This window comes from Nonomuraea sp. 10N515B (assembly GCF_052245915.1).
Taxonomy (GTDB): Bacteria; Actinomycetota; Actinomycetes; order Streptosporangiales; family Streptosporangiaceae; genus Nonomuraea.
In genome coordinates, this window is sequence record NZ_JBQQBQ010000004.1 from 202,592 (window position 1) to 221,318 (window position 18,727).

General features: G+C 69.7%; 21 protein-coding genes. 9 read left to right on the top strand and 12 right to left on the bottom strand.

Translation table 11 applies throughout. The features are described 5' to 3' along the window. Positions 1 to 96: 96 nt before the first annotated feature. The 4 genes from ACTWQA_RS07460 (at position 97) to ACTWQA_RS07475 (ending at position 1,216) form a co-directional block, all read left to right on the top strand. Positions 97 to 369, top strand: a complete 273-nt coding sequence (locus tag ACTWQA_RS07460) for a type II toxin-antitoxin system Phd/YefM family antitoxin (RefSeq protein WP_443158522.1) — start codon at positions 97 to 99, stop codon at positions 367 to 369. Beyond that, entirely contained in the window at positions 366 to 623 is a 258-nt protein-coding gene (locus tag ACTWQA_RS07465; protein WP_443158523.1) for a Txe/YoeB family addiction module toxin, read from the top strand. The genes ACTWQA_RS07460 and ACTWQA_RS07465 overlap by 4 nt, the downstream gene beginning before the upstream one ends. A gap of 112 nt (positions 624 to 735) precedes the next feature. Further along, positions 736 to 1,068, top strand: coding sequence for a hypothetical protein (locus ACTWQA_RS07470; protein ID WP_443158524.1), 333 nt, complete (start codon positions 736 to 738; stop codon positions 1,066 to 1,068). A 19-nt stretch (positions 1,069 to 1,087) separates the two neighbouring features. Next, positions 1,088 to 1,216, top strand: coding sequence for a hypothetical protein (locus tag ACTWQA_RS07475; protein WP_443158525.1), 129 nt, complete (start codon positions 1,088 to 1,090; stop codon positions 1,214 to 1,216). 236 nt (positions 1,217 to 1,452) lie between these two features. Here the strand turns inward: ACTWQA_RS07475 and ACTWQA_RS07480 are convergent, their stop codons facing one another. Beyond that, positions 1,453 to 2,328, bottom strand: coding sequence for a winged helix-turn-helix transcriptional regulator (locus ACTWQA_RS07480; protein ID WP_443158526.1), 876 nt, complete (start codon positions 2,326 to 2,328; stop codon positions 1,453 to 1,455). Positions 2,329 to 2,382: 54 nt separating this feature from the next. Between ACTWQA_RS07480 and ACTWQA_RS07485 the strand changes: the two genes are divergently transcribed. Both ACTWQA_RS07485 and ACTWQA_RS07490 read left to right on the top strand, forming a co-directional pair. Continuing rightward, the gene (locus tag ACTWQA_RS07485; protein WP_443158527.1) at positions 2,383 to 3,690 is read left to right on the top strand and encodes an MFS transporter; all 1,308 of its coding nucleotides are present in this window, start codon (positions 2,383 to 2,385) and stop codon (positions 3,688 to 3,690) included. Between the two features lie 710 nt (positions 3,691 to 4,400). Then, a complete protein-coding gene (locus ACTWQA_RS07490) occupies positions 4,401 to 4,718 on the top strand; it encodes a hypothetical protein (protein WP_443158528.1) in 318 nt (105 codons plus the stop codon). 37 nt (positions 4,719 to 4,755) lie between these two features. Here the strand turns inward: ACTWQA_RS07490 and ACTWQA_RS07495 are convergent, their stop codons facing one another. Continuing rightward, positions 4,756 to 4,911, bottom strand: a complete 156-nt coding sequence (locus tag ACTWQA_RS07495) for a hypothetical protein (protein ID WP_443158529.1) — start codon at positions 4,909 to 4,911, stop codon at positions 4,756 to 4,758. A gap of 147 nt (positions 4,912 to 5,058) precedes the next feature. On the opposite strand from ACTWQA_RS07495, the gene ACTWQA_RS07500 reads away from it, so the two are divergent. Next, a complete protein-coding gene (locus tag ACTWQA_RS07500) occupies positions 5,059 to 6,036 on the top strand; it encodes a phosphotransferase enzyme family protein (RefSeq protein ID WP_443158530.1) in 978 nt (325 codons plus the stop codon). Here ACTWQA_RS07500 and ACTWQA_RS07505 read toward each other — a convergent pair. From ACTWQA_RS07505 to ACTWQA_RS07530, 6 genes are read right to left on the bottom strand one after another with little or no spacing between them, the layout of a single operon-like run. Next, positions 6,023 to 6,397, bottom strand: coding sequence for a universal stress protein (locus ACTWQA_RS07505; protein WP_443158531.1), 375 nt, complete (start codon positions 6,395 to 6,397; stop codon positions 6,023 to 6,025). The two genes, ACTWQA_RS07500 and ACTWQA_RS07505, sit on opposite strands and share 14 nt — an antisense overlap. Continuing rightward, the gene (locus ACTWQA_RS07510) at positions 6,394 to 7,914 is read right to left on the bottom strand and encodes a tripartite tricarboxylate transporter permease (RefSeq protein ID WP_371825756.1); all 1,521 of its coding nucleotides are present in this window, start codon (positions 7,912 to 7,914) and stop codon (positions 6,394 to 6,396) included. Before ACTWQA_RS07510 ends, ACTWQA_RS07505 begins: the two co-directional genes overlap by 4 nt. Continuing rightward, complete coding sequence (locus ACTWQA_RS07515; protein WP_443158532.1) at positions 7,911 to 8,357, bottom strand: tripartite tricarboxylate transporter TctB family protein; 447 nt, start codon at positions 8,355 to 8,357, stop codon at positions 7,911 to 7,913. Before ACTWQA_RS07515 ends, ACTWQA_RS07510 begins: the two co-directional genes overlap by 4 nt. After that, a complete protein-coding gene (locus ACTWQA_RS07520; protein WP_443158533.1) occupies positions 8,354 to 9,340 on the bottom strand; it encodes a Bug family tripartite tricarboxylate transporter substrate binding protein in 987 nt (328 codons plus the stop codon). The genes ACTWQA_RS07515 and ACTWQA_RS07520 overlap by 4 nt, the downstream gene beginning before the upstream one ends. Before the next feature lie 16 nt (positions 9,341 to 9,356). Further along, complete coding sequence (locus tag ACTWQA_RS07525) at positions 9,357 to 10,634, bottom strand: enolase C-terminal domain-like protein (RefSeq protein WP_443158534.1); 1,278 nt, start codon at positions 10,632 to 10,634, stop codon at positions 9,357 to 9,359. Positions 10,635 to 10,647: 13 nt separating this feature from the next. After that, a complete protein-coding gene (locus ACTWQA_RS07530) occupies positions 10,648 to 11,589 on the bottom strand; it encodes a 5-dehydro-4-deoxyglucarate dehydratase (protein ID WP_443158535.1) in 942 nt (313 codons plus the stop codon). 104 nt (positions 11,590 to 11,693) lie between these two features. On the opposite strand from ACTWQA_RS07530, the gene ACTWQA_RS07535 reads away from it, so the two are divergent. Next, positions 11,694 to 12,488 carry an IclR family transcriptional regulator gene (locus tag ACTWQA_RS07535; protein ID WP_443158536.1) on the top strand — a complete coding sequence of 265 codons (795 nt, stop codon included), beginning with the start codon at positions 11,694 to 11,696 and terminating at the stop codon, positions 12,486 to 12,488. Positions 12,489 to 12,506: 18 nt separating this feature from the next. After that, positions 12,507 to 13,241 carry a sulfite exporter TauE/SafE family protein gene (locus ACTWQA_RS07540; RefSeq protein WP_443158537.1) on the top strand — a complete coding sequence of 245 codons (735 nt, stop codon included), beginning with the start codon at positions 12,507 to 12,509 and terminating at the stop codon, positions 13,239 to 13,241. Here ACTWQA_RS07540 and ACTWQA_RS07545 read toward each other — a convergent pair whose 3' ends face one another. From ACTWQA_RS07545 to ACTWQA_RS07560, 4 genes are all read right to left on the bottom strand, one after another. Continuing rightward, the gene (locus ACTWQA_RS07545) at positions 13,242 to 14,117 is read right to left on the bottom strand and encodes a carbohydrate ABC transporter permease (RefSeq protein WP_443158538.1); all 876 of its coding nucleotides are present in this window, start codon (positions 14,115 to 14,117) and stop codon (positions 13,242 to 13,244) included. It lies immediately after the preceding gene. 64 nt (positions 14,118 to 14,181) lie between these two features. Beyond that, entirely contained in the window at positions 14,182 to 15,111 is a 930-nt protein-coding gene (locus tag ACTWQA_RS07550) for a carbohydrate ABC transporter permease (protein WP_443158539.1), read from the bottom strand. Between the two features lie 62 nt (positions 15,112 to 15,173). Continuing rightward, positions 15,174 to 16,493, bottom strand: a complete 1,320-nt coding sequence (locus ACTWQA_RS07555) for an extracellular solute-binding protein (RefSeq protein ID WP_443158540.1) — start codon at positions 16,491 to 16,493, stop codon at positions 15,174 to 15,176. 18 nt (positions 16,494 to 16,511) lie between these two features. Beyond that, complete coding sequence (locus tag ACTWQA_RS07560) at positions 16,512 to 18,611, bottom strand: alpha-galactosidase (protein ID WP_443158541.1); 2,100 nt, start codon at positions 18,609 to 18,611, stop codon at positions 16,512 to 16,514. Positions 18,612 to 18,727 lie beyond the last annotated feature (116 nt).

The window sequence follows — 18,727 nt, forward strand, 5'->3', positions numbered from 1 at the left end:
GAGTCGACGAAGGCAGTGCCGGTCGGGCCAGGTGGGCAGCCAGGCGACCTTGCAATCGACGTACGTGATTGCGTACTCTCCAGGGAGGGAGGACCCATGCACCCGATGTCCGCGAGCGAGTTCCGCTCGAACCTGGCGGCGGCCCTGGACCGCGTCACAGAAGATCTTGACGAGATCGTCGTGACCCGCCCCAACCGCGAACCAGCCGTTGTGATCAGCCTCCGCGAGTACGAGTCGCTGAAGGAGACCGCGTTCCTCCTCGGCATCCCGGCCAACGCCCGTCACCTGGCCGCCTCCATCGAAAGCCTGCGCAGCGGCCAAGCCCAGCCGCACGAGCTCATCGAGGTCCCCGCCCAGGACACCGAGTGAAGATTCTTTTCACGCCAGAGGCGTGGAACGACTACTTGTGGTGGCAGCAGAACGATCGTGCCACCCTCAAACGGCTGAACCGCCTGATCGAAGACATCTGCCGCAACGGCTACGAGGGCATCGGCAAACCCGAACCCCTACGCCAGAACCTCTCGGGCTTCTGGTCACGCCGCATCACCATAGAGCACCGCATTGTCTACGCCATCGAAACCGACACCGTCCAGATCGTGGCCTGCCGCACCCACTATGAATAGCGCGCTTCTCCAGGTCGGCGATTACGTGTTCCACGCGGCGCATTGGCTCGCCCTCGGGACCGCTTCGTAGAGGCTCTGACCATCTCCAGCCGGGGCAAGGGCTGTTTCGTGCTTGCCGACCGGGGAGCGACACGGCACGCCGATCACGACGAGGCTCGCCGACTCCACCGCGGTGTCGAGGTCGACGTACAAGCCGGGGCGGGAGACGTTCACCACCAAGATCCCCGCCGCGGACGGGCGGTTGGCACAGATGGCGGGCTTCAAGTTCGTCTACGACCCGGCCGGCACCGCCCAGGTCGTCGACAACGCCGGTACGGTGCTGACGCCCGGCACCCGGATCCGCTCGGTCACCCTGAACGACGGCACCGTGATCGTGCAAGATGGCGCGGTCGTCCCTGGCGGGCATCTCGGTGGCCACCAACGACTTCAGTGCCCGCGGCGGTGACCAGTACCCGTTCCGTGGCTTGTCGTTCACCACCGTCGGTGTCACGTACCAACAGGCGCTGGCCGACTTCATCACTACCGATCTCGGCGGCCAGATCACGGCGAACGCCTACCCTGAGGCCGGTTCCGGCCGTACCACCACGTCATAGCCCCTCCGCAGCCATCGAGCAGGGGACGGGTCGCCCCGTCCCCTCTTACATCGCCGGACGATATGCCCTCGGGCGTGTGGCGGCACGGTGCCGGTCGGCCAGGCGGCGGGGTGCTTACCAAAACCGCGAGACCTTTCAGTACCAGGTGCGCGTAATCGGCAACGCAGAGCCGAGCATCTCGTAGGCGACGGTGAAGAGCAGGCGGACGATGGGCGACGAACGGGCACGGATCGTTGTCATTGACTGCGGACGAGCGCGAGCATCTCATCCACTGAACCGGCCGGATCGCTGATCGGAAACTGCACCGCCCGGATGATCGCGTCGGGGTCGAGCAACAGGGTGAGGCGCTTGAAGCGGTCGACGCCGGCCGTTCGGAAGGTCGGCAGCAGCAGCCCAGCGGCGAGTCTGCTGTCTTGGTCGGACAGGAGGGGATAGGACAACCTCGCGTGCGTGACGAAGGCGGCCAACTGGTCGGGTCGCTGGGTGCTCACGCCTCGGATCGTGGCACCTGCCGCCTCGAAGTCGGCACACCGTGACGCGTAGGTGAGAGCCTCCAAAGTGCAACCCTTCGTCCCCGGTATGTCGGCCCAACCGGGCGGGTAGCCCTGGGTGCCCGGAGCAAAGGCGCCGGGGAAGAAGTAGAGCACAGTCCAGACGCCGCCCGGTGCGTTGGGCACGACCGGCTCGCCGTCATGTCGTTTCAGCACGACATCCGGCATTTTCCGGTTGACCAGCTCGTGCATGCGACGGCTCTCGGCGGACCCGTCATCGCTGGTCGCGGTCAGCGCCCCATCGCCCATCACATGTCTGGCGCCCCAATCCTGCAGGGCGATGAGCGCCGGCAGGAGACCTTCGCCCTTCGTGGTCAGCACGTAGTCGTAGCGCGGCGGGCGATCGGAATAGGGCCGCCTCTCGAGCACCCCGTGTTCGACGAGCCTGGCCAGGCGTTCGGCCAGAGCTCGACGGCTGACGCCGAGCTCGCGTTGAAGGCTGTCGAAGCGGGTGGTGCCGCCCGCGATGTCCCGCACTACCAGGAACGTCCACCAGTCGCCGATCACTCCGAGCGCTTGCGCGATACCGCAGTCGGAGTCGGGCAGATCGGTGCGCTTCACATACTCCAGTATAGTGCGTTCCATTCTGGAACTTACCTGAGGAGAGGTGCTGGGATGGGAATCGACAGTGGAGGAGGGGCGGGCGTCTTCTGGCGGTGGTGGACGGCTGGCACGACCAGCGCGGTCGGCTCGGCGGTAGGCGCGGTGGCGCTGCCGCTGACGGCCTTGACGGTGCTCGACGCCTCCGCGTTCGAGATGGGCTTGATCGCCGCCGCCGGTTACGTCGCGTGGATCGTGATAGGCCTGCCCGCCGGGGTGATGGTGCAGCGACTCCCCATGCGAGGGGTTCAGGTCGGCGCCGACCTGGCCCGCGCGGTGGCGGTCATCTCCATCCCGCTGGCCTGGTGGCTGGACCGGCTGACGGTCGCCCAACTGGTGATCGTGGCCCTTGTGATGAGCTTCGCGAACGTCGTCTTCGACGTCGCCAACTCGACCTTCCTGCCGTCGATCGTGAGCAAGGAGCAGTTGCAGTCCCGTAACAGTCTGACGTCCGGCACCCACGCCACTACTCAGCTCGGTGGGCCGTCGGTTGGCGGTCTCATCGTCCAGGTGCTCGGGGCGGTGCCCACCCTCCTCGTCGACGCGGCAAGTTACCTTGTCTCAGCCTTGCTGCTGCGGACCCTGCCCGAACGCCGCGCAGAGGCCCCCGACCGCTGGCCACCGGTGCGCGCGATGATCCGCGAAGGCTGGCGTTTCGTCGTCCACCACCCGGTCATGGGTCCGTGCATGTGGGCCGCCACCGCGGCCAACACGGTCTGCGGGGCACAGCACGCGCTCTACGCGCTGTACCTCGTACGCGAGCTGCACGCCGAGCCCGGCCTCGTTGGCCTGCTGCTAGCGGCGGACGGCGTCGGCACGCTGATCGGCGCGGCTTTGACGAACCAGGTCACGGCCAGGCTCGGCACCGCCCGCGCCCTGATCGTCGCCGGATTCGTCTCGGTCGCCGGGGCGCTCGTCGTTCCCCTCGGCACCGGTTGGCAGGGCTTCGCCGCCTTCGCCGCGGGCAACGTGATATTCGCCGCTGGCGTCGTGATGCTCAGTGTGGTGACCCGCACGTACCGGCAGATCGCCAGCCCGCCCGACCTGCTGCCTCGGGTGATGGCCACGGTCCGCTTCGTCTCCTGGGGCGCGATCCCGATCGGCGGGTTGATCGCCGGAGTGATCGCCGGAGTGCTCAGCGGCCGGGTCACCCTGATGATCTTTGTCGTCGCAGCCATCTGCATACCGTTGGTCCTCCTGGCCTCACCGATCCGGCATCTGCGCGACCTCACCGACTATCAGCAGAGCGACGCATCCGCCGGCTCGCCACCGCATCGTCGGCAGCTCGCCCATGAAGCCCAAGCGGACACGTCCAACCCGTGAAGCCAGGTATGCGAACTCCCGCCTGTCAACGGGAGCCAGCCACAGGGTCGAGCGGACGGTCAGATCACCTGTCCCTGCTGACCACATCACGGGAGGTCGATGGCGCTCCGCAACGACGGGATCCCAGCTCAGGAGCGGTTCGGCGGCTCATCGCAGAGTTCTTAACCCAATCCCGATGACTCCTGTCCACCGGCCAAGATCAAAAGTTCAGGAAGACACTAAGCGATCCCCCGGGTGCCTGTGGGAATGCTCAGAGGGTGTTGCTGGACCGGTGATCTTGCCCGTGTTGATCAGTTCGTGTGGTGCTCCCGGGAACGGCAAGGTAGCGCTCGTGGGGCGTCCTGGGGCACCGAAACCGGCTGTCGCTGATGGTGGCTGCCGGTCCCGTATCAGTGCGAAATCAGCCCGCTGTTGGCGGCGTTCGGCTTCCTCGGCCTCGGCTCCCAGCCGCCGTCACCGGAGTGGGGCCTGCTGCTCGCCGAGAACCAGCCCTACGCAGAACGCGCCCCCTGGGCCGTCCTCACCCCGGCCGCCGTCCTCGCCCCTGGGCGCGCTGGCGGTGACGGCGGCGGGCGGAGTACGCCGTCCACGGCTGAAGCCGCAGTCGAGGACGCGCCCAAGCCAGCCAGCCCAGCAGGAGCAAGCCGTGCCCGAGCCGCCGCAGACACCCGCACTCACACCACCCATGCACACCCCTTGAGCGGACCCCCATGACGTCCCTGATCTCCCGCACCCTCGCCCGAGCCGCCCGGATCCCCAAGCCCCCACGCCAGCGAACCTGGACGGAACTCTCCCCCCTCCTGCGCCTGCTGATCCTCACCCAACTCGCCTTCAACATCGGCTTCTATGCCGTACTGCCGTTCCTGGCCGAACACCTCGGCACCGCCATCGGCATGTTGTGTGTTGTGGGCCGAGCGCTGCACGCCGTTCTGCCGCGGCCATGGAGCGACCTGGACCGTGAACGGCCGTCCCGACCTCGAGGGATTCATCGCCGGCTACGCCGCACCCTCCGACGTTCCCGCCTATGAGCGGATCAGCCTGACTGGACTCGGCCCGCAGCTGACGCTAGAGATCCAGTACGCGCGGCAGGCGCAACTCGCCGGTGACGTGACAATCGGTCAGGCGCAGGTTGCCCTCCACCTGGATGTTCGAGGCCATCAGGCCGGGCAGCCGGGAGCCGGCGAAAGGTGGCGGGACTGGCCCCGCCTTGCGCGATTGCATCGGGCTGATCGACGACTGGGATCAGCCTTCCAATACCGCCGATCTTCACCGCCTTCACGGCGCTGCCGCCGCTGAGCCATCTGATGGTGCGCTTCATCGGCATGAAAACTTTGTGCGCGGGCCAGATGACCGCCCATACTGGGCCGCGTGGATCTCGTGGCGTACGTGCGGGAAGCCTTCGGCTGGGATCAGGACGTCGTGGCGTCCCGAGGGCCGCGGGGGGCGCTGGGGCAGATCTGGCGGCTGGAGGTCGGGCCGGCGTGCTACGCGCTGAAGGAGATCTTCGCCGAGCCGCCGTCACGGGCGTTGATCGAGGCGGAGCTGGCGTTCGCGCGGCAGGCCGCCGCGGCCGGGGTGCGGCTGCCGGCGAGCCACGCCGACCGCGAGGGGCGCTATCTGCTCACGACGCCCGATGGGACGTGGCTGCGCCTGTACGACTGGGCGGACCTGCGGCCGGTCGAGCTGACGGCGCCCGCCACGCCGACCGAGCTCGGGGCGCTGCTGGCGCGCCTGCACCGGTGTGCCCAGCCCATGGCCGTCGAGCCGGACGGCCGGCCGCCCGACGCCTGGTACGACCGAGTCCCCGCCACGCACGAGTTGGCGAAGCTGTCCGCGTCGGGCGCGTCGTGGGCGGCGGGCCTGGCCGATCGGCTGGCCATCGTGCCCGAGTTGTGCACGGCGGTCACGCCGGCCGCTCCCGCCGGCCTGATCCTCTGCCACCGCGACCTGCACCCCGAGAACGTCCTGGCCGATCCCGCCGACGACGGGCTGGTGGTCGTCGACTGGGACAACCTCGGGCCCGCCGCGCCGGGCCGGGAGCTGGCCCGTGCGCTGTTCGACTGGTTCTGCGACAACTCCGTCGCCGACCTCGACGCCATGCGCGCCATGTACGAGGCCTACGTGCGCGCTGACGGCCCCGGGCGCATCACCCAGCCGGCGGACTTCTCGATGCTGGTCGCCTCCCGGCTCAACTTCCTGCTGGTCCAGGCACGCCACGCCCTCGATCCGGACGCCGAGCCGCGCCACCGCGCGTGGGCGGAACGCGAGATCGACGAGGCGCTGCGCATCCTGCCGACCCCGCGGCAGCTGGCCGACGTGCTGGAGATGGCCCTCAGGGTTCCTTGACCGCCAGCACGGGGCAGGGCGAGTCCAGCAGGATGCGCTGAGCCGTGCTGCCCATGATGAGCTTGCCGACCGGGGAGCGGCGCGGCACGCCGATCACGACGAGGCTCGCCGACTCCCGCTGCGCCACATCCAGCACCGCGGCGGCCGGGTCGTTGTCCTGCACCTGCCGCACCTCGTGCCCGTCGCCCACCCGGCGTTCGAGGTCGGCCACCACCGCGGTGTCGGGGTCGACGTAGGAGCCGGGGCGGGAGACGTTCACCACCACGAGCCGGGCCTTCCTGCGTTCGGCCTCGGCCAGCGCCTGGTCGAGGACGGCCTGGCCGAGCGCCGTGGGGACGTATCCGGCGACGACGACTGTCATGCTTCCACCTTCTCTCGGGAGGAGTCCTTGCGCTTGGTCAGGCGTAGGACCGGGGGCACGACGATGATCAGGACGATCACGGCGAGCAGGGTGGCGGTGATGGGCTGAGTGAGGAAGCCGGTCACGTCGCCGCCGAAGATGCGCATCGACCGGCGGAACGACGACTCCAGCAGGCTGCCGAGCACGAACGCCAGCACGAGCGGCCCCGGCTCGAAGCCGGCCTTCTTCATCAGGTAGCCGAGCACCCCGAGGCCGACCATGAGGAACATGTCGAAGACGCTCATCCTGACCGTGTAGACGCCGATCATGGTGACGAGGATCGTCAGCGGGGCCAGGATGGCCTGCCGCACCCGCAGGATGCGGACGAACACCCCGATCAGCGGCATGCTCATGGCCAGCAGCAGCAGGTTGCCGACGTACATGGAGTTGACCACGCCCCAGAACAGGTCGGGCTTCTCCGCCACCAGCGCCGGGCCGGGTGTGATGCCCTGGATGAGCAGGGCACCGAACATGATCGCCATGGTGGCGTTCGCCGGGATGCCCAGCGTCAGCAGCGGGATGAACGACGACGTCGCGGCGGCGTTGTTGGCGCTCTCGGGCCCGGCCACGCCCTGGATGGCGCCCTTGCCGAACTTCTCCGGCTGCTTGCCGGCCCGCTTCTCCACGGCGTAGGCGACCATGGACGCCATGGTCGCGCCACCTCCCGGCAGGATGCCGAGCAGGAAGCCGAGGAACGAGCCGCGGGTGATCGCACCCTTGGACTCGCTGAGCTCGGCGCGGGAGGGGTAGACCGAACCGACGGGCGCGGCCGCCTCCGGGGGCCGGCGCAGCGACTCCAGGTTGTAGAGGATCTCGCCGACGCCGAACAGGCCCATCGCGACGATGACGAAGTCGATCCCGTCGAGCAGCTGGTCGACGCCGAAGGTCAGGCGGGAGACGCCTTCCAGCGGGTCCTGCCCGACGGTGGCCAGCAGCAGCCCGACCGTGGCCATGAGGATGCTCTTGAGCGGCGACCCGGTGCCGAGCGTGGTGATCAGCAGGATGCCGAGCAGGGCCAGCGCGGTGTACTCCGACGGCCCGAAGTCCAGGGCGAAGCCGGCGACCAGCGGCGCCACGAACGTCAGGCCGATGATCGCGACGGTGCCGCCGATGAAGGAGCCGATGGCGGCGATGCCGAGCGCCGAGCCGGCCCGGCCCTGCTTGGCCAGCGCGTGCCCGTCGATGGCGGTGACCACGCTGGACGCCTCGCCGGGCAGGCGCAGCAGCACCGAGGTGATGGTGCCGCCGTACTGGGCGCCGTAGAAGATGCCGGCGAGCATGATGATGGCGGCGGTCGGCTCGATGTTGTACGTGATCGGCAGCAGCACCGCGATGGTGGCCGCTGGCCCGAGCCCGGGCAGAACCCCGATCAGCATGCCGAGGGTGACCCCGAGCAGGCAGTAGAAGAGGTTCTCCGGCTGGAAGACCACGCCGAAGCCGTCGATCACCGGGGAAAGGAAGTCCATGTCCAGTCTCACAGTTGGATGATGTGGGGCAGGGACACCCCGAGCCCGGTGATGAACAGCAGGTAGAGCGCCGCCGTCGCGACCACCGAGACCACGGCGGTCATCCGCCAGCTCTCCCGGCCGAGCCCCTTGAGCCACAGCACGAGCAGCGCGATGGTGGGCACCTCGAAGCCGACGAGCTCGAACAGGAACGCGTAGGCGATCAGCGAGGCGGCCGCGATGGCGACCGTCACGACGTCCTTGGTGAAGCGTTCCTCGTCGCCGCGGGGCCGCGACTGGAGCATGAGCACCGCGGCGATGACCACCATGGCGACGCTGACCACCAGCGGCCACATGCCGGGCCCGGGGGCCGACAGGCTGCCGACCCCCAGGTTCCACGACATGAGCGCGGCCACTACGCCGATGACCAGCGGCACCAGGGCGGCCACCAGGTTCAGCCGACGCTCGTAGCTCACTGCTGCTGGGCCTTCAGGTCGATGCCGAGGTCCTTGGCCAGCTTGTCGAAGCGCTGCAGGCTCTCGTTCAGCTGGGTTCCGACCTGGTCGCCGTTGGCGTCCCAGCGGCCGATGTAGTTGGTCTTCAGGATCTCGTTGTACTCGGGCGAGGCGATGGCCTTGTCGATGGCCGCGGCCAGCTTGTCACGCACCTCGGCGGGCAGCCCGGCCGGTCCCGCGACGAACCTGCGCTGGTCGACCACGACGTCGTAGCCGGACTCTGTGGCGGTCGGCACCTCCGGCAGGGCCTCGTGCCGCTTGTCGCCGAAGACCGCGAGCGCCCGCATCTTGCCGGCCTGGACGTGCTTGAAGCCCTCGGCGATCTGCACGGACGCGGCGTCGACCTTGCCGCCGAGCACCGCGGTCACGGTCGGCGCGCCTCCGTCGAAGGGCACCGGGGCGGCGTCCGTCTTGGCCAGGCCGAACAGCAGGGTCTGCGACAGCTGGCTGCCGGTGCCGGGGCCGGTGGTGCCGTACTTGACGCTGGAGGCCTCGACCAGGTCCTTGAGCGTCTTGTACTTGGAGTCGGCGGGCACGACCAGGACGTAGTCCTCGACCGCCAGACCCTTGATGAAGGTCATGTCGGTGAGCTTGACCGGGTCGGCGTCGTCGAGCATGAGCGGGCCGATGGCGAAGAGCGACTGCGGCATCACCGCGATGCGGTAACCGTCCGGCTTGCTGCCGAACACGTCCTTACCGGCGATCTTGCCGTTGGCGCCCGGCTTGTTCACGACCACGGCCTTGGCGCCGAGCGGCTCCTCGATGCTCTTGGCGAGGGCGCGGGTGAGCAGGTCGGTGCTGCCGCCCGGGTCCGTCGGAACGGTGAACTCGACGGGCTTGTTGGGGTAGCCGGACGCGGCGGCGCTCTTGTCACCGCTGCCGCCCTGCACGGAGCAGGCTGAGGCGGCCAGCGCGACGGCGGCCAGGAGTACTCCGATTCTCATGATTCTTCTTTCGTTATCACCAGCGGGGGAGTGCGGGCTGGATCCAGTCGGGATGGACCTTGCGCATGGCGGCGACGTCGTCGCGGTCACGCATGTCGGGGCGGGCCAGCCAGCGCTCGTGCAGCGCGGCCAGCGCGTCCCGGTCGAGCTCGACACCGAGGCCGGGGGCGTCGCTCACCTCGATCGCACCGCCCGTGAAGCGGTGCGGCTCGGTGATGACGTCCTCGGTCTGCCAGGGCCGGTGGCTGTCGCAGGCGTAGCTCAGCTGGGGGATGACGCTGGCGACGTGGGTCATCGCCGCCAGGCTGATCCCGAGGTGGGTGTTGGAGTGCATGGACAGGCCCACGCCGTACGTGCGGCACAGCGCCGCCAGCTCACGGGTGGCCTGCAGCCCGCCCCAGTAGTGGTGATCCGACAGCACGACCTGGACGGCGTCCTTGGCGAACGCCTCCGGGACCTCGGCGAACGTGGTGACGCACATGTTGGTGGCCAGCACCGCGCCGGTGCGCTTGCGCACCTCGGCCATGCCGTCCACGCCCGCGGTCGGGTCCTCCATGTACTCCAGCAGGTCGCCGACCTCCTCGGCCACGCGCACGCTGGCCTCGACCGACCAGCCGCCGTTGGGGTCCAGCCGCAGCGGGTAGCCGGGGAACGCCTTGGCCAGCGCCTTGATGGCGGCGATCTCCTGCTCGGGCTCGAACACGCCGCCCTTGAGCTTGAAGGAGGTGAAGCCGTAGTCGTCGGCGAAGCGCTGGGCCTGCCGGACGACGCCGTCGGGGTCGAGGGCGGCGCCCCAGTCGTCGGGGGCCTCGCCGTCGGGGTGCTCGGCCCAGCGGTAGAACAGGTAGCCGCTGTAGTCGACGCGGTCGCGTACCTTGCCGCCGAGCAGGCAGTGCACCGGCAGCCCGGTCGTCTTGCCGAGCGCGTCGAGCGAGGCCACCTCGAAGGCGGACACCACGCTGCGGATCAGCTTCTCGTTGTTGCGGGTGCCGCGCAGGCCGGCCGGGTCGAACTCCTTGACGTTGTCCGCGGCCCCGGTCAGCGCGGCGGACGCCAGGGTGTACAGGCCGTTCACGGCGGTCAGGTCGCGGCCGGGGAGGACCTCGGCGAGCTTGCGGGCCACGTCCAGGTAGTCGGAGTCACCGTAGGTCTCGCCGATGCCGGTGACGCCGTCGTCGGTCTCGATCTCGATGATCGTGCGCGGCGTGTACGGCTGGTGCACGCCGAGCACGTTGAGCAGCGGCGGGTCGCTGATCAGGATGGGCGTGACGGTCGCCCGGATGATTCGTGACATGTGGGGATTCCTTCTAGGCGGCGGCGAGGGCGAGTCCGGTGCTCAGCAGGCCTTCGAGGGTCCGCAGGTGCTCAGGCGTGGGGTCGGCCAGGGGGGCGCGCACCGAGCCGACGTTCGCGCCACGCAGCCGGGCCCCGGCCTTGACCAGGGAGACCGCGTAACCACTGCCCTGGTCGCGCAGCTCTACCAGCGGGACATAGAACTCCTTGAGCAGCCGGTCGACCCGCGCGTCGTCACCGGCGTGGAACGCCCGGAAGAAGGCGCCGGCGATCTCGGGGGCGAAGGCGTGCACCGCCGAGGAGTAGGCCGGCACGCCGATGCTGCGGTAGGCGCGTGCCTGCATCTCGGCGGTGGCCGCGCCGTTGAAGAACAGCCACTGACTGGGGGCGGCGAGCTTGATGCGCTGCAACCGGTCGAGGTCGGAGTGGCCGTCCTTGACGCCGATCACGTTCGGGATCTCGGCGAGGGCGGGCACGGTGGCGACGTCGATCCTGACCTGGGCGCGCTGGTAGACGATGATCGGCAGCGCGGTGCTCGCGGCGACGCGGCGCACGTGCTCGACCAGTCCCCGCTGCGGGGTCTCGGCCAGGTACGGCGGCAGCAGGAGCAGGGCGTCGGCCCCGGCCCGCTCGGCGGCGGCGGCGAACCTGGCGGCCTGGGCCCAGCCGTAGCCCACGCCCGCGACCACCGGCACCGCGCCGCCCGCCTCCTCGACGGCAGTCTTGATCAAACTCGCGTACTCGTCCTCGGCGAGCGAGAAGAATTCACCGGTGCCGCAGCACGGGAACAGCGCGCCGGGACCGGCCCCGATCTGCGTGCGCAGATGCGCGCGGAAGCCGTCCAGATCGACGCGCCCGTCGGGGTCGAAGGCAGTCAGCGGGAACGACAGCACGCCTGTGTCCATCCCCCGGCGCAGCCGTTCGGATATCTCCTCGCTCGTATACGTGGCAGGCAAGCTGTCTCCATATGTAGATTGCTGAGCATGTGGCTGGCAGTTAAGCTCCATTTTGGTAATGTGTCAACACTTTGACCGAGGCGCGCAGACTCCTGTGAGGTGCAATGACCCATCCCGAGAGCGGGGTGCGTAGCGTCAAGTCCGCGGCGAGGACCATCGAGCTCCTCGAACTCCTGGCCTCCCGCCAAAACCGCCCCGCCCGTCTGCGTGAGCTGAGCGAGGCCCTGGGAGCCCCGCGCAGCAGCCTGTACGCCCTGATCCGCACCCTCGTGGAGCACGGCTGGGTGCGCACCGACGAGACGGGCAGCCTCTACAGCATCGGCATCCGCGCCCTGCTGGCCGGCACCACTTACCTCGACACCGACCCCTACCTGCGCATCGCGCAGCCGCACATCAACGACCTCAGCGCCCAGCTGGACGAGACCATCCACTTCGGCCGCCTCGACCGCACCTACATCGTCTACCTGGCCACCAAGGAGTCGAGCCGCTACGTGCGCCCGTTCAGCCGCGTGGGCCGCCGGCTGCCCGCCTTCAGCACCGCCATGGGCAAGTCGCTGCTGGCCGAGCGCATCGGCACCCCGCATGAGGTGCCGATCCCGCAGCCGATCGTGCCGCTGACTCCCAACACCCTCGTGGACCAGGACGCCCTGCGGCGCGACCTCGAGCTGACCCGCGAGCGTGGCTACGCCATCGACAACGAGGAAAACTATGTCGGCGTGAAATGCTTCGGCTTCGCGCTGCGCTACCACTCCCCCGTGACCGACGCGATCAGCTGCTCGGTGCCCATCGCCAGCCTGACCGACGAGCGGGAGCAGGAGATCGTCGAGGCGATGGGGAAGGTCAGGCTGGCGATCGAACGCATGGCGCCGGTCGATCTGTCCGCACCCGGGTGGGTCTGACGGTTGGATCTTCTCTCCGTGACCCTGCTGGTCGCAGCGGGGCTGGGCTCGGGGCTGGCCGGCTCCATCGGCGGGCTCGCCTCGCTCGTCAGCTATCCGGCGCTGCTCGCCTTCGGCCTGCCGCCGGTCGTCGCCAACGTCACCAACACCGTGGCGATGTTCTCCACCACCGTCGGCACCGCCGCGGGCTCCCGCCAGGAGCTGCGCGGCCACGGCCGGCGCGTCACCAAGCTGGTCGCGGTGGCCGCGGTGGGCGGCACGGCCGGGGCCTGGCTGCTGCTGGCCACCCCGGCCAAGGCATTCGAGCTCGCCGCGCCGTTGCTCATCGCGTTCGGCTCGGTGCTGCTGCTGGCCAGGGACCCGCTGCGGCGCCTGGCCGACGCGCGGGCGCCCAAGACCGCGTCCTTCCTGCCGCTGGCCGTGGCGGTGGCGCTGGTCGGCGTGTACGGCGGCTACTTCGGCGCGGCCTCCGGCGTCATCATGCTGGCCGTGCTCTGCGCCAGCGTCACCGAGCCGCTGCCGGTCACCAACGCGGTCAAGAACATGGCGACCGGCGCGGCCAACATCACGGCCGCCGTCGCGTACGCCTTCCTGGCCCCGGTTCACTGGCTGGCCGCCGGCGCGCTGTCGTGCGGGTGCCTGGTGGGCAGCTGGCTCGGGCCGAAGGTCGTGCGGCGGCTGCCGGAGCGCCCGCTGCGCTTCGCCATCGCCGTGGCCGGCCTCGGCCTGGCCGTCAGCCTCTGGATGGCGTGACTACTTCACCGCCCCGCCCGTGATCCCGGAGATGATCTTCCGCTGCGCGACCGCGAAGACGACCAGCAGTGGCAGGCTCATCAGGATGATGTAGGCGAAGATCAGGTGCCAGTTGTTGAGGTAGAGCCCGGCGTTGGCGACCTGGAACAGGTTCAGCGGCAGCGTGTCGAGCCGGCCGCCGATGACGAAGAAGGCGTAGAAGACGTCGTTCCACACGTACAGGCAGATGAGGATGGTCGCGGTGGCCAGCACCGGCCGCAGCAGCGGCAGGATGACCGACACGAAGACCCGCACCGGGCCCGCGCCGTCCATGCGGGCGGCCTCCTCCAGCGACAGCGGCACGGTGCGGACGAAGCCGGTGACGAAGAAGATCACGGTGGACATGTAGATGCCGGCGTAGACGCCGATCATGCCGACCGCGGTGCCGGCCAGGCCGAGCTGGCGCAGCAGGAGCACGATGGTGACGACCGCGGGCGGCAGCACGATGCCGCTGATCGCCAGCGCGTACAGGACGGCGTTGAGCCTGGTGGTGCGGCGGGCGAGGACCCAGGAGGCCATCGAGCCGAGCGTCAGCACCAGCGCCACGGACGGCGCGACGACGAGCAGGCTGCCGAAGAACGCGGAGGGAACCTCGCCCTGCTGCCAGACCTGTACCAGGTTGTCCCACAACCGCCAGCGCGACGGCAGGGACAGGTCCGGCGAGAGGGCCTCGCCCTGCGACTTGCCCGCGGTGACGACGACCAGCCACAGCGGCACGCCCATCACGAGCGCGACGAGCACGACGACGGCGAAGGGTCGCAGCCGTGCCGCGATCCCGCGCGAGCCGGGTGCGGGCACGCGGCTCCGCACCTTGCTTCCGAAGGCCTGGACTGTCACAGGTCCTCCTTCGTCGGACCTGCGACAAGGTCGCTGTGTTCATTGGTGCCCTCGCTACGCTCGGTCACAGGATCTCCTCCCTCTTGCGCAGGATCCGGATGACGGGGAACGCCAGCAGGGCGACCATGAGGAACAACACCAGGCTCATGGTCGTGGCCTGGGCGAACAGTCCCTGGCCGAACGTGCGGTAGATGAAGATGTTCAGGATCTCGGTGCTGCGGGCGGGCCCGCCGCCGGTGAGCGCCTGGACGATGTCGAAGCCGTTCATGGAGCCGAGCAGCGAGGTGGCCACGTTGAAGGTGACCGCCGGGGCCAGCAGCGGGAAGCGGACCGACCAGAACGCCTGCCAGCCGGTGGCGCCGTCGATGCGGGCGGCCTCGGTGACGTCCTCGGGGATGGTCTTGAGCCCGGCCAGGTAGATGAGCATGGACAGGCCCATCCACTTCCAGGCGTGGATGACCGCGGCCAGCACGAGCGTCCAGGTGGTGCTGCCGAGCCAGGCGATGCTCACCTGCTGCCCGCTCAGCGCCGACAGCAGGTCGTTGAGGCTGCCGTCCGGCTTGAGCAGGGCCTGGAAGACGTACCCGACGGCCAGCGCGGACATCAGCACGGGGATGACGAAGATCAGGCGCGCGGCGCGGTTGAGCCAGGTGTCCTTCTCCAGCAGCACGGCCAGGCCGAACCCGAACAGGTTCTGGAAGAGCGCGACGAGGACGGCGTAGATCACGGTGATCCGCAGCGCGCTGAACAGCGTGCCGTCCGACAGCAGGAAGCTGAAGTTGTCGAGGCCGACGGGGCGGATGTCGCTCTTGAAGCTGGACCAGTCGGTGAAGGCGTAGATGAAGTTGAAGAGGGTCGGCAGGAAGAAGAAGACGAAAAGGATCGCGAACGCCGGGATCAGGAACCACATCGGGTGGTTCTGACGCCTGGCGGCCGCCGCGGGGGTGCGGCGGCGAGCGACAGGGAGCGTGAGCGTCTCCTGACCGGTGGGCACGAGGCGGCTCCTAGAAGGGAGGGCGGGAGGCCGTGCGAGCCTCCCGCCGGGCGGTACGTGGATCAGAAGCCGGAGGCTCCGGCAGCCTTGGCGAGCTGGGCGAACTGCTTCTGGGTGGCGGCGGCCACCTGCTCGGGCGTCAGGCTACCGGTGATCATGTCGGCCAGGTTCAGGTACAGGTCGGGGTTGGCCACGGCCAGCGCCTGCATGGACCCGACCGAGGTGCCGACCGACTCGTGCACGTCCAGCAGCGCCTGCGGCACGCCGGCGGGGGTCGGCACGTCGCTGCGCAGCGACACGGTCTTCCGGTCGGCGACGAAGCCCTGGTAGCCGGGGCCCATCCAGTAGGAGAGCAGCTGCCGCGCGGCGGCCTCCCGCTTGGCGTCGCCGGTGCGGAAGGCGACCAGCGCGTTCGACTGGTCGGGGATGAACGTGCCGACGTTGCCGGACGGCGAGATCGGGAAGAAGCCGATCTTCTTGTCCAGCTCCGCGGTGTCGGCCTTGGCCTGGAGCTGGCCGAAGAACGAGTTCACCTGCATGGCCATGGCGGCCTTGCCGGACAGCAGCGCCTCGCCCTGGTCCTCGAACTTCGCCGTCTTGATGTCGGAGTTGAACAGCCCCTCGTCGATCAGCGACTTGTACTTCTTGATCGCATCGAGGATGGTCTTGTCCTCGAACGTCTCCTTGCCGGTGTTGACCCGGTCCCACAGGCCGCTCTTGGCGGCGTCGGCGAGCTGCACCTGCACCCACCACTGGGTGGCCCACTTGTCGCCGGCCATCTCGAAGAACGGGGTGACGCCCTTGGCCTTGAGCTTGCGCCCGGCCTCCAGCAGCTCGTCGAAGTTCTTCGGCGTCTCGGCGATGCCGTTGGCCGCGAAGACCTCCTTGTTGTAGTAGACGCCCTCGACGGCCGGGCTCGTGATCAGCGCGGCGTAGCGGGTCTTGTCCAGCAGGCCCGTGATGTCACGCAGCTCCGGCGCCAGGGTCGACACCCACGGCGCGCCGTCGAGCGGCTGCAGGTTGGAGCGGGCGTTGAGCGCGGTGAGCATGGACGCGGTGGGCTGCCAGAAGGCCAGGTCGGGCTTGTCGCCGGTGGCCACCTTGGTCTGCACGCCCTGCTCGTACGGGTCCGGGATGGTGACGACCTCGACCTTGGCCCCGGTGGCCTGGGTGAAGGCGTCGGTCACGGCCTTGGGCATGGTGTTGCTGTTCTGGGCGGCCCAGATGGTGAGCGTGACCCCGTCCAGGCGGGCGGTGGGCGAGGGCCAGGCGGCGGGGGCGTCGCCTGCGGCGGGCGTGGCGGGCCCCGCGGCGGGATCGCTGCAGGCGGTGAGTGCCAGGGCGGCGGCGGTCGCGACCGCGGTGAAGGCTGCGAGTCTCACGGTGAGCTCCTTTGCGGGTCAGAGAGGGCGGAGCCGGAGGATGCGGGCGGTGGGTGCGGGGCGGGTGGCGGTGACGGTGAGCTCGGCGGTCCGCGGGTTCCACGTGTGCGTCCAGCCGTTCGCCGCCTCGGGGTAGACGACCTCCACGCTCAGGTCCCGTCCCGCGAGGTGGGGCAGGGGGAGCACGGTGGTGTCGAGGGCGCCGGGGCGGCGCCAGATCCCCAGGTGGGTGCTGTCCCCGGCGCGCAGGCCGAGGGCGAGCCAAGGGTCGTTCCAGCCGGGCAGGCCCAGCGGCCAGCACGGCGTGGCTCGGATCAGGTCGGGGCGGAGGCTCTGGTGGAGCCCGACACCCTCCTTGACCAGCGAGAACTGCGAAGGAGTCATCCTCTGCAGGTTTCCGGACAGGTAGAGACGGCCCAGGATGCCGGTGCACAGGGTGAAGGCGATTTCCTCGTCCGTCATCTCGGGCTGGGGGTAGGCCCAGTTGGCGGCCTGCTCGGGCAGCACCGACAGCGGCGCTGCCACCGCGATCGGCGGGTAGCGCAGGAAGTCCTGCTGGTCGCTGGTGGACTGCAGCTGCATGCGGGTCAGCAGCGCGTAGTCCATGCGCATCGCGCCGGAGCCGCAGTTCTCCAGCACCAGGTGGGGGTGCCGGTCCAGGACACCCTCCAGCCAGGCCAGGTGGGCCCGGTTGTGGGCGAGCAGCCCGGCGCCGACGCTGGTGGCGTCGCGGTCGGTGCCGGCGCCGGGGTTGATGTTGTAGTCCAGCTTGAAGTAGCCGACGCCCAGCTCTTCCACCAGCCGGTCCACCACCTGGTCCAGGTGCGCGACGGCGGCGGGGTGGCGCAGGTCCAGGTGGTAGCGGCCGTGCTCGGCGACGCGCTCGCCGCCGCGCTGCAGGAACGCCTCGGCGGGCAACTTGTCGGCCATCGGGCTGCGGACGCCGATCACCTCGGGCTCCAGCCACAGGCCGGGCGTCAGGCCGCGGCCGGCGATGTGGGTCAGCACCTCTTCCAGCCCGTTGGGGAAGCGGGTCTGGGAGGGCTGCCACTCGCCGACGCTGTCCCACCAGTCGCCGCCGTCGTCGTACCAGCCGGCGTCGACGCAGAAGACCTCCGCGCCCGCCGCGGCGGCCGCGTCGATCAGCGGCAGCAGCTTGGCCGTCGTGGGGTCGCCCATCAGCGTGTTCATGTAGTCGTTGAACACCACCGGCAGCGCGGCCCGGTCGGGGTGCGGGCGCCGCAGCGCCCGCCGGTGCGCGGTCAGGGCCGCCGCCGCGCCCTCCACACCGTCGTCCGAGACGGCGATCGAGACGGGCACGGAGGTGAACGACGCGCCGGGCGCGAGCAGCTCGCTCCACTGGTGGTCCAGGTCGGTCGGCCCGGACAGGGCGACGTAGACGCCGTCCATCCGGTCGCCGGCCTCCCACCGCCAGGGGCCGTTGTGCTCGATCTGCCACAACCAGGTCTGCCCGGTGCCGCGGTCGGTCAGCCCGCCCATCGGCACGTGCTCCCCGCTGGACCAGGTGCCGGTGCTGGTCAGGGCGAACACGCCCTTCCCGTGCTGGCCGTGCCCGGCCAGGCCGAGGTCGGCGACGTGCTCGCTCAACGGCCGCCGGGACCAGCGGCTCTCCCCCAGCCATTCGCTGCTCGCCCGCAATACGTCGAGCTCGCTCACCGGGCGGCCGAGGAAACCCGCCGCGAACGAGGTGACGGCCAGCAGCAGCACGGGCCTGTCGCTCAGGTTGGTCACCTTGACCTGGGTCTGGACCGCGGCCGCGCCCTCGTGCGAGCGCATCGTCACCTCGGCGCCCAGCCCCGACGTCTCATCCCGCAACCGCACGCGAAGCTCTCGCCAGTCGCCGTCGCTCGACTGGTCGGAGCCCGCGTACCGCAGCCGGCAGCCCACCGCCGTCTCCGACAGCCGCTGCGAGGCGCGGGCCCGGCCCTCGCCGGGGATCAGCACCTCCACCAGCGGCTGCGACACCCGCGCCGGCGAGCCCGCCGGACCGGCCGACAGCTCGCGGAGCGCCACCGGGCGATCCGGGTGGATCTCCACGACGGCGGCGAGGCCGGCATGGCCCCAGCGCAGGGTCTGGGCAACGTCAGCAGGCTTCAAGATCTCTCCTCAGATAACGCACGTTCTCAGCCGAGTGCCGTTTGTGACCGGTCACATCGGCTGTAGGCGTTAGTGTGAGCGGTCACACGACCAGAAGAGAAGTCTCTTTGCGGGAT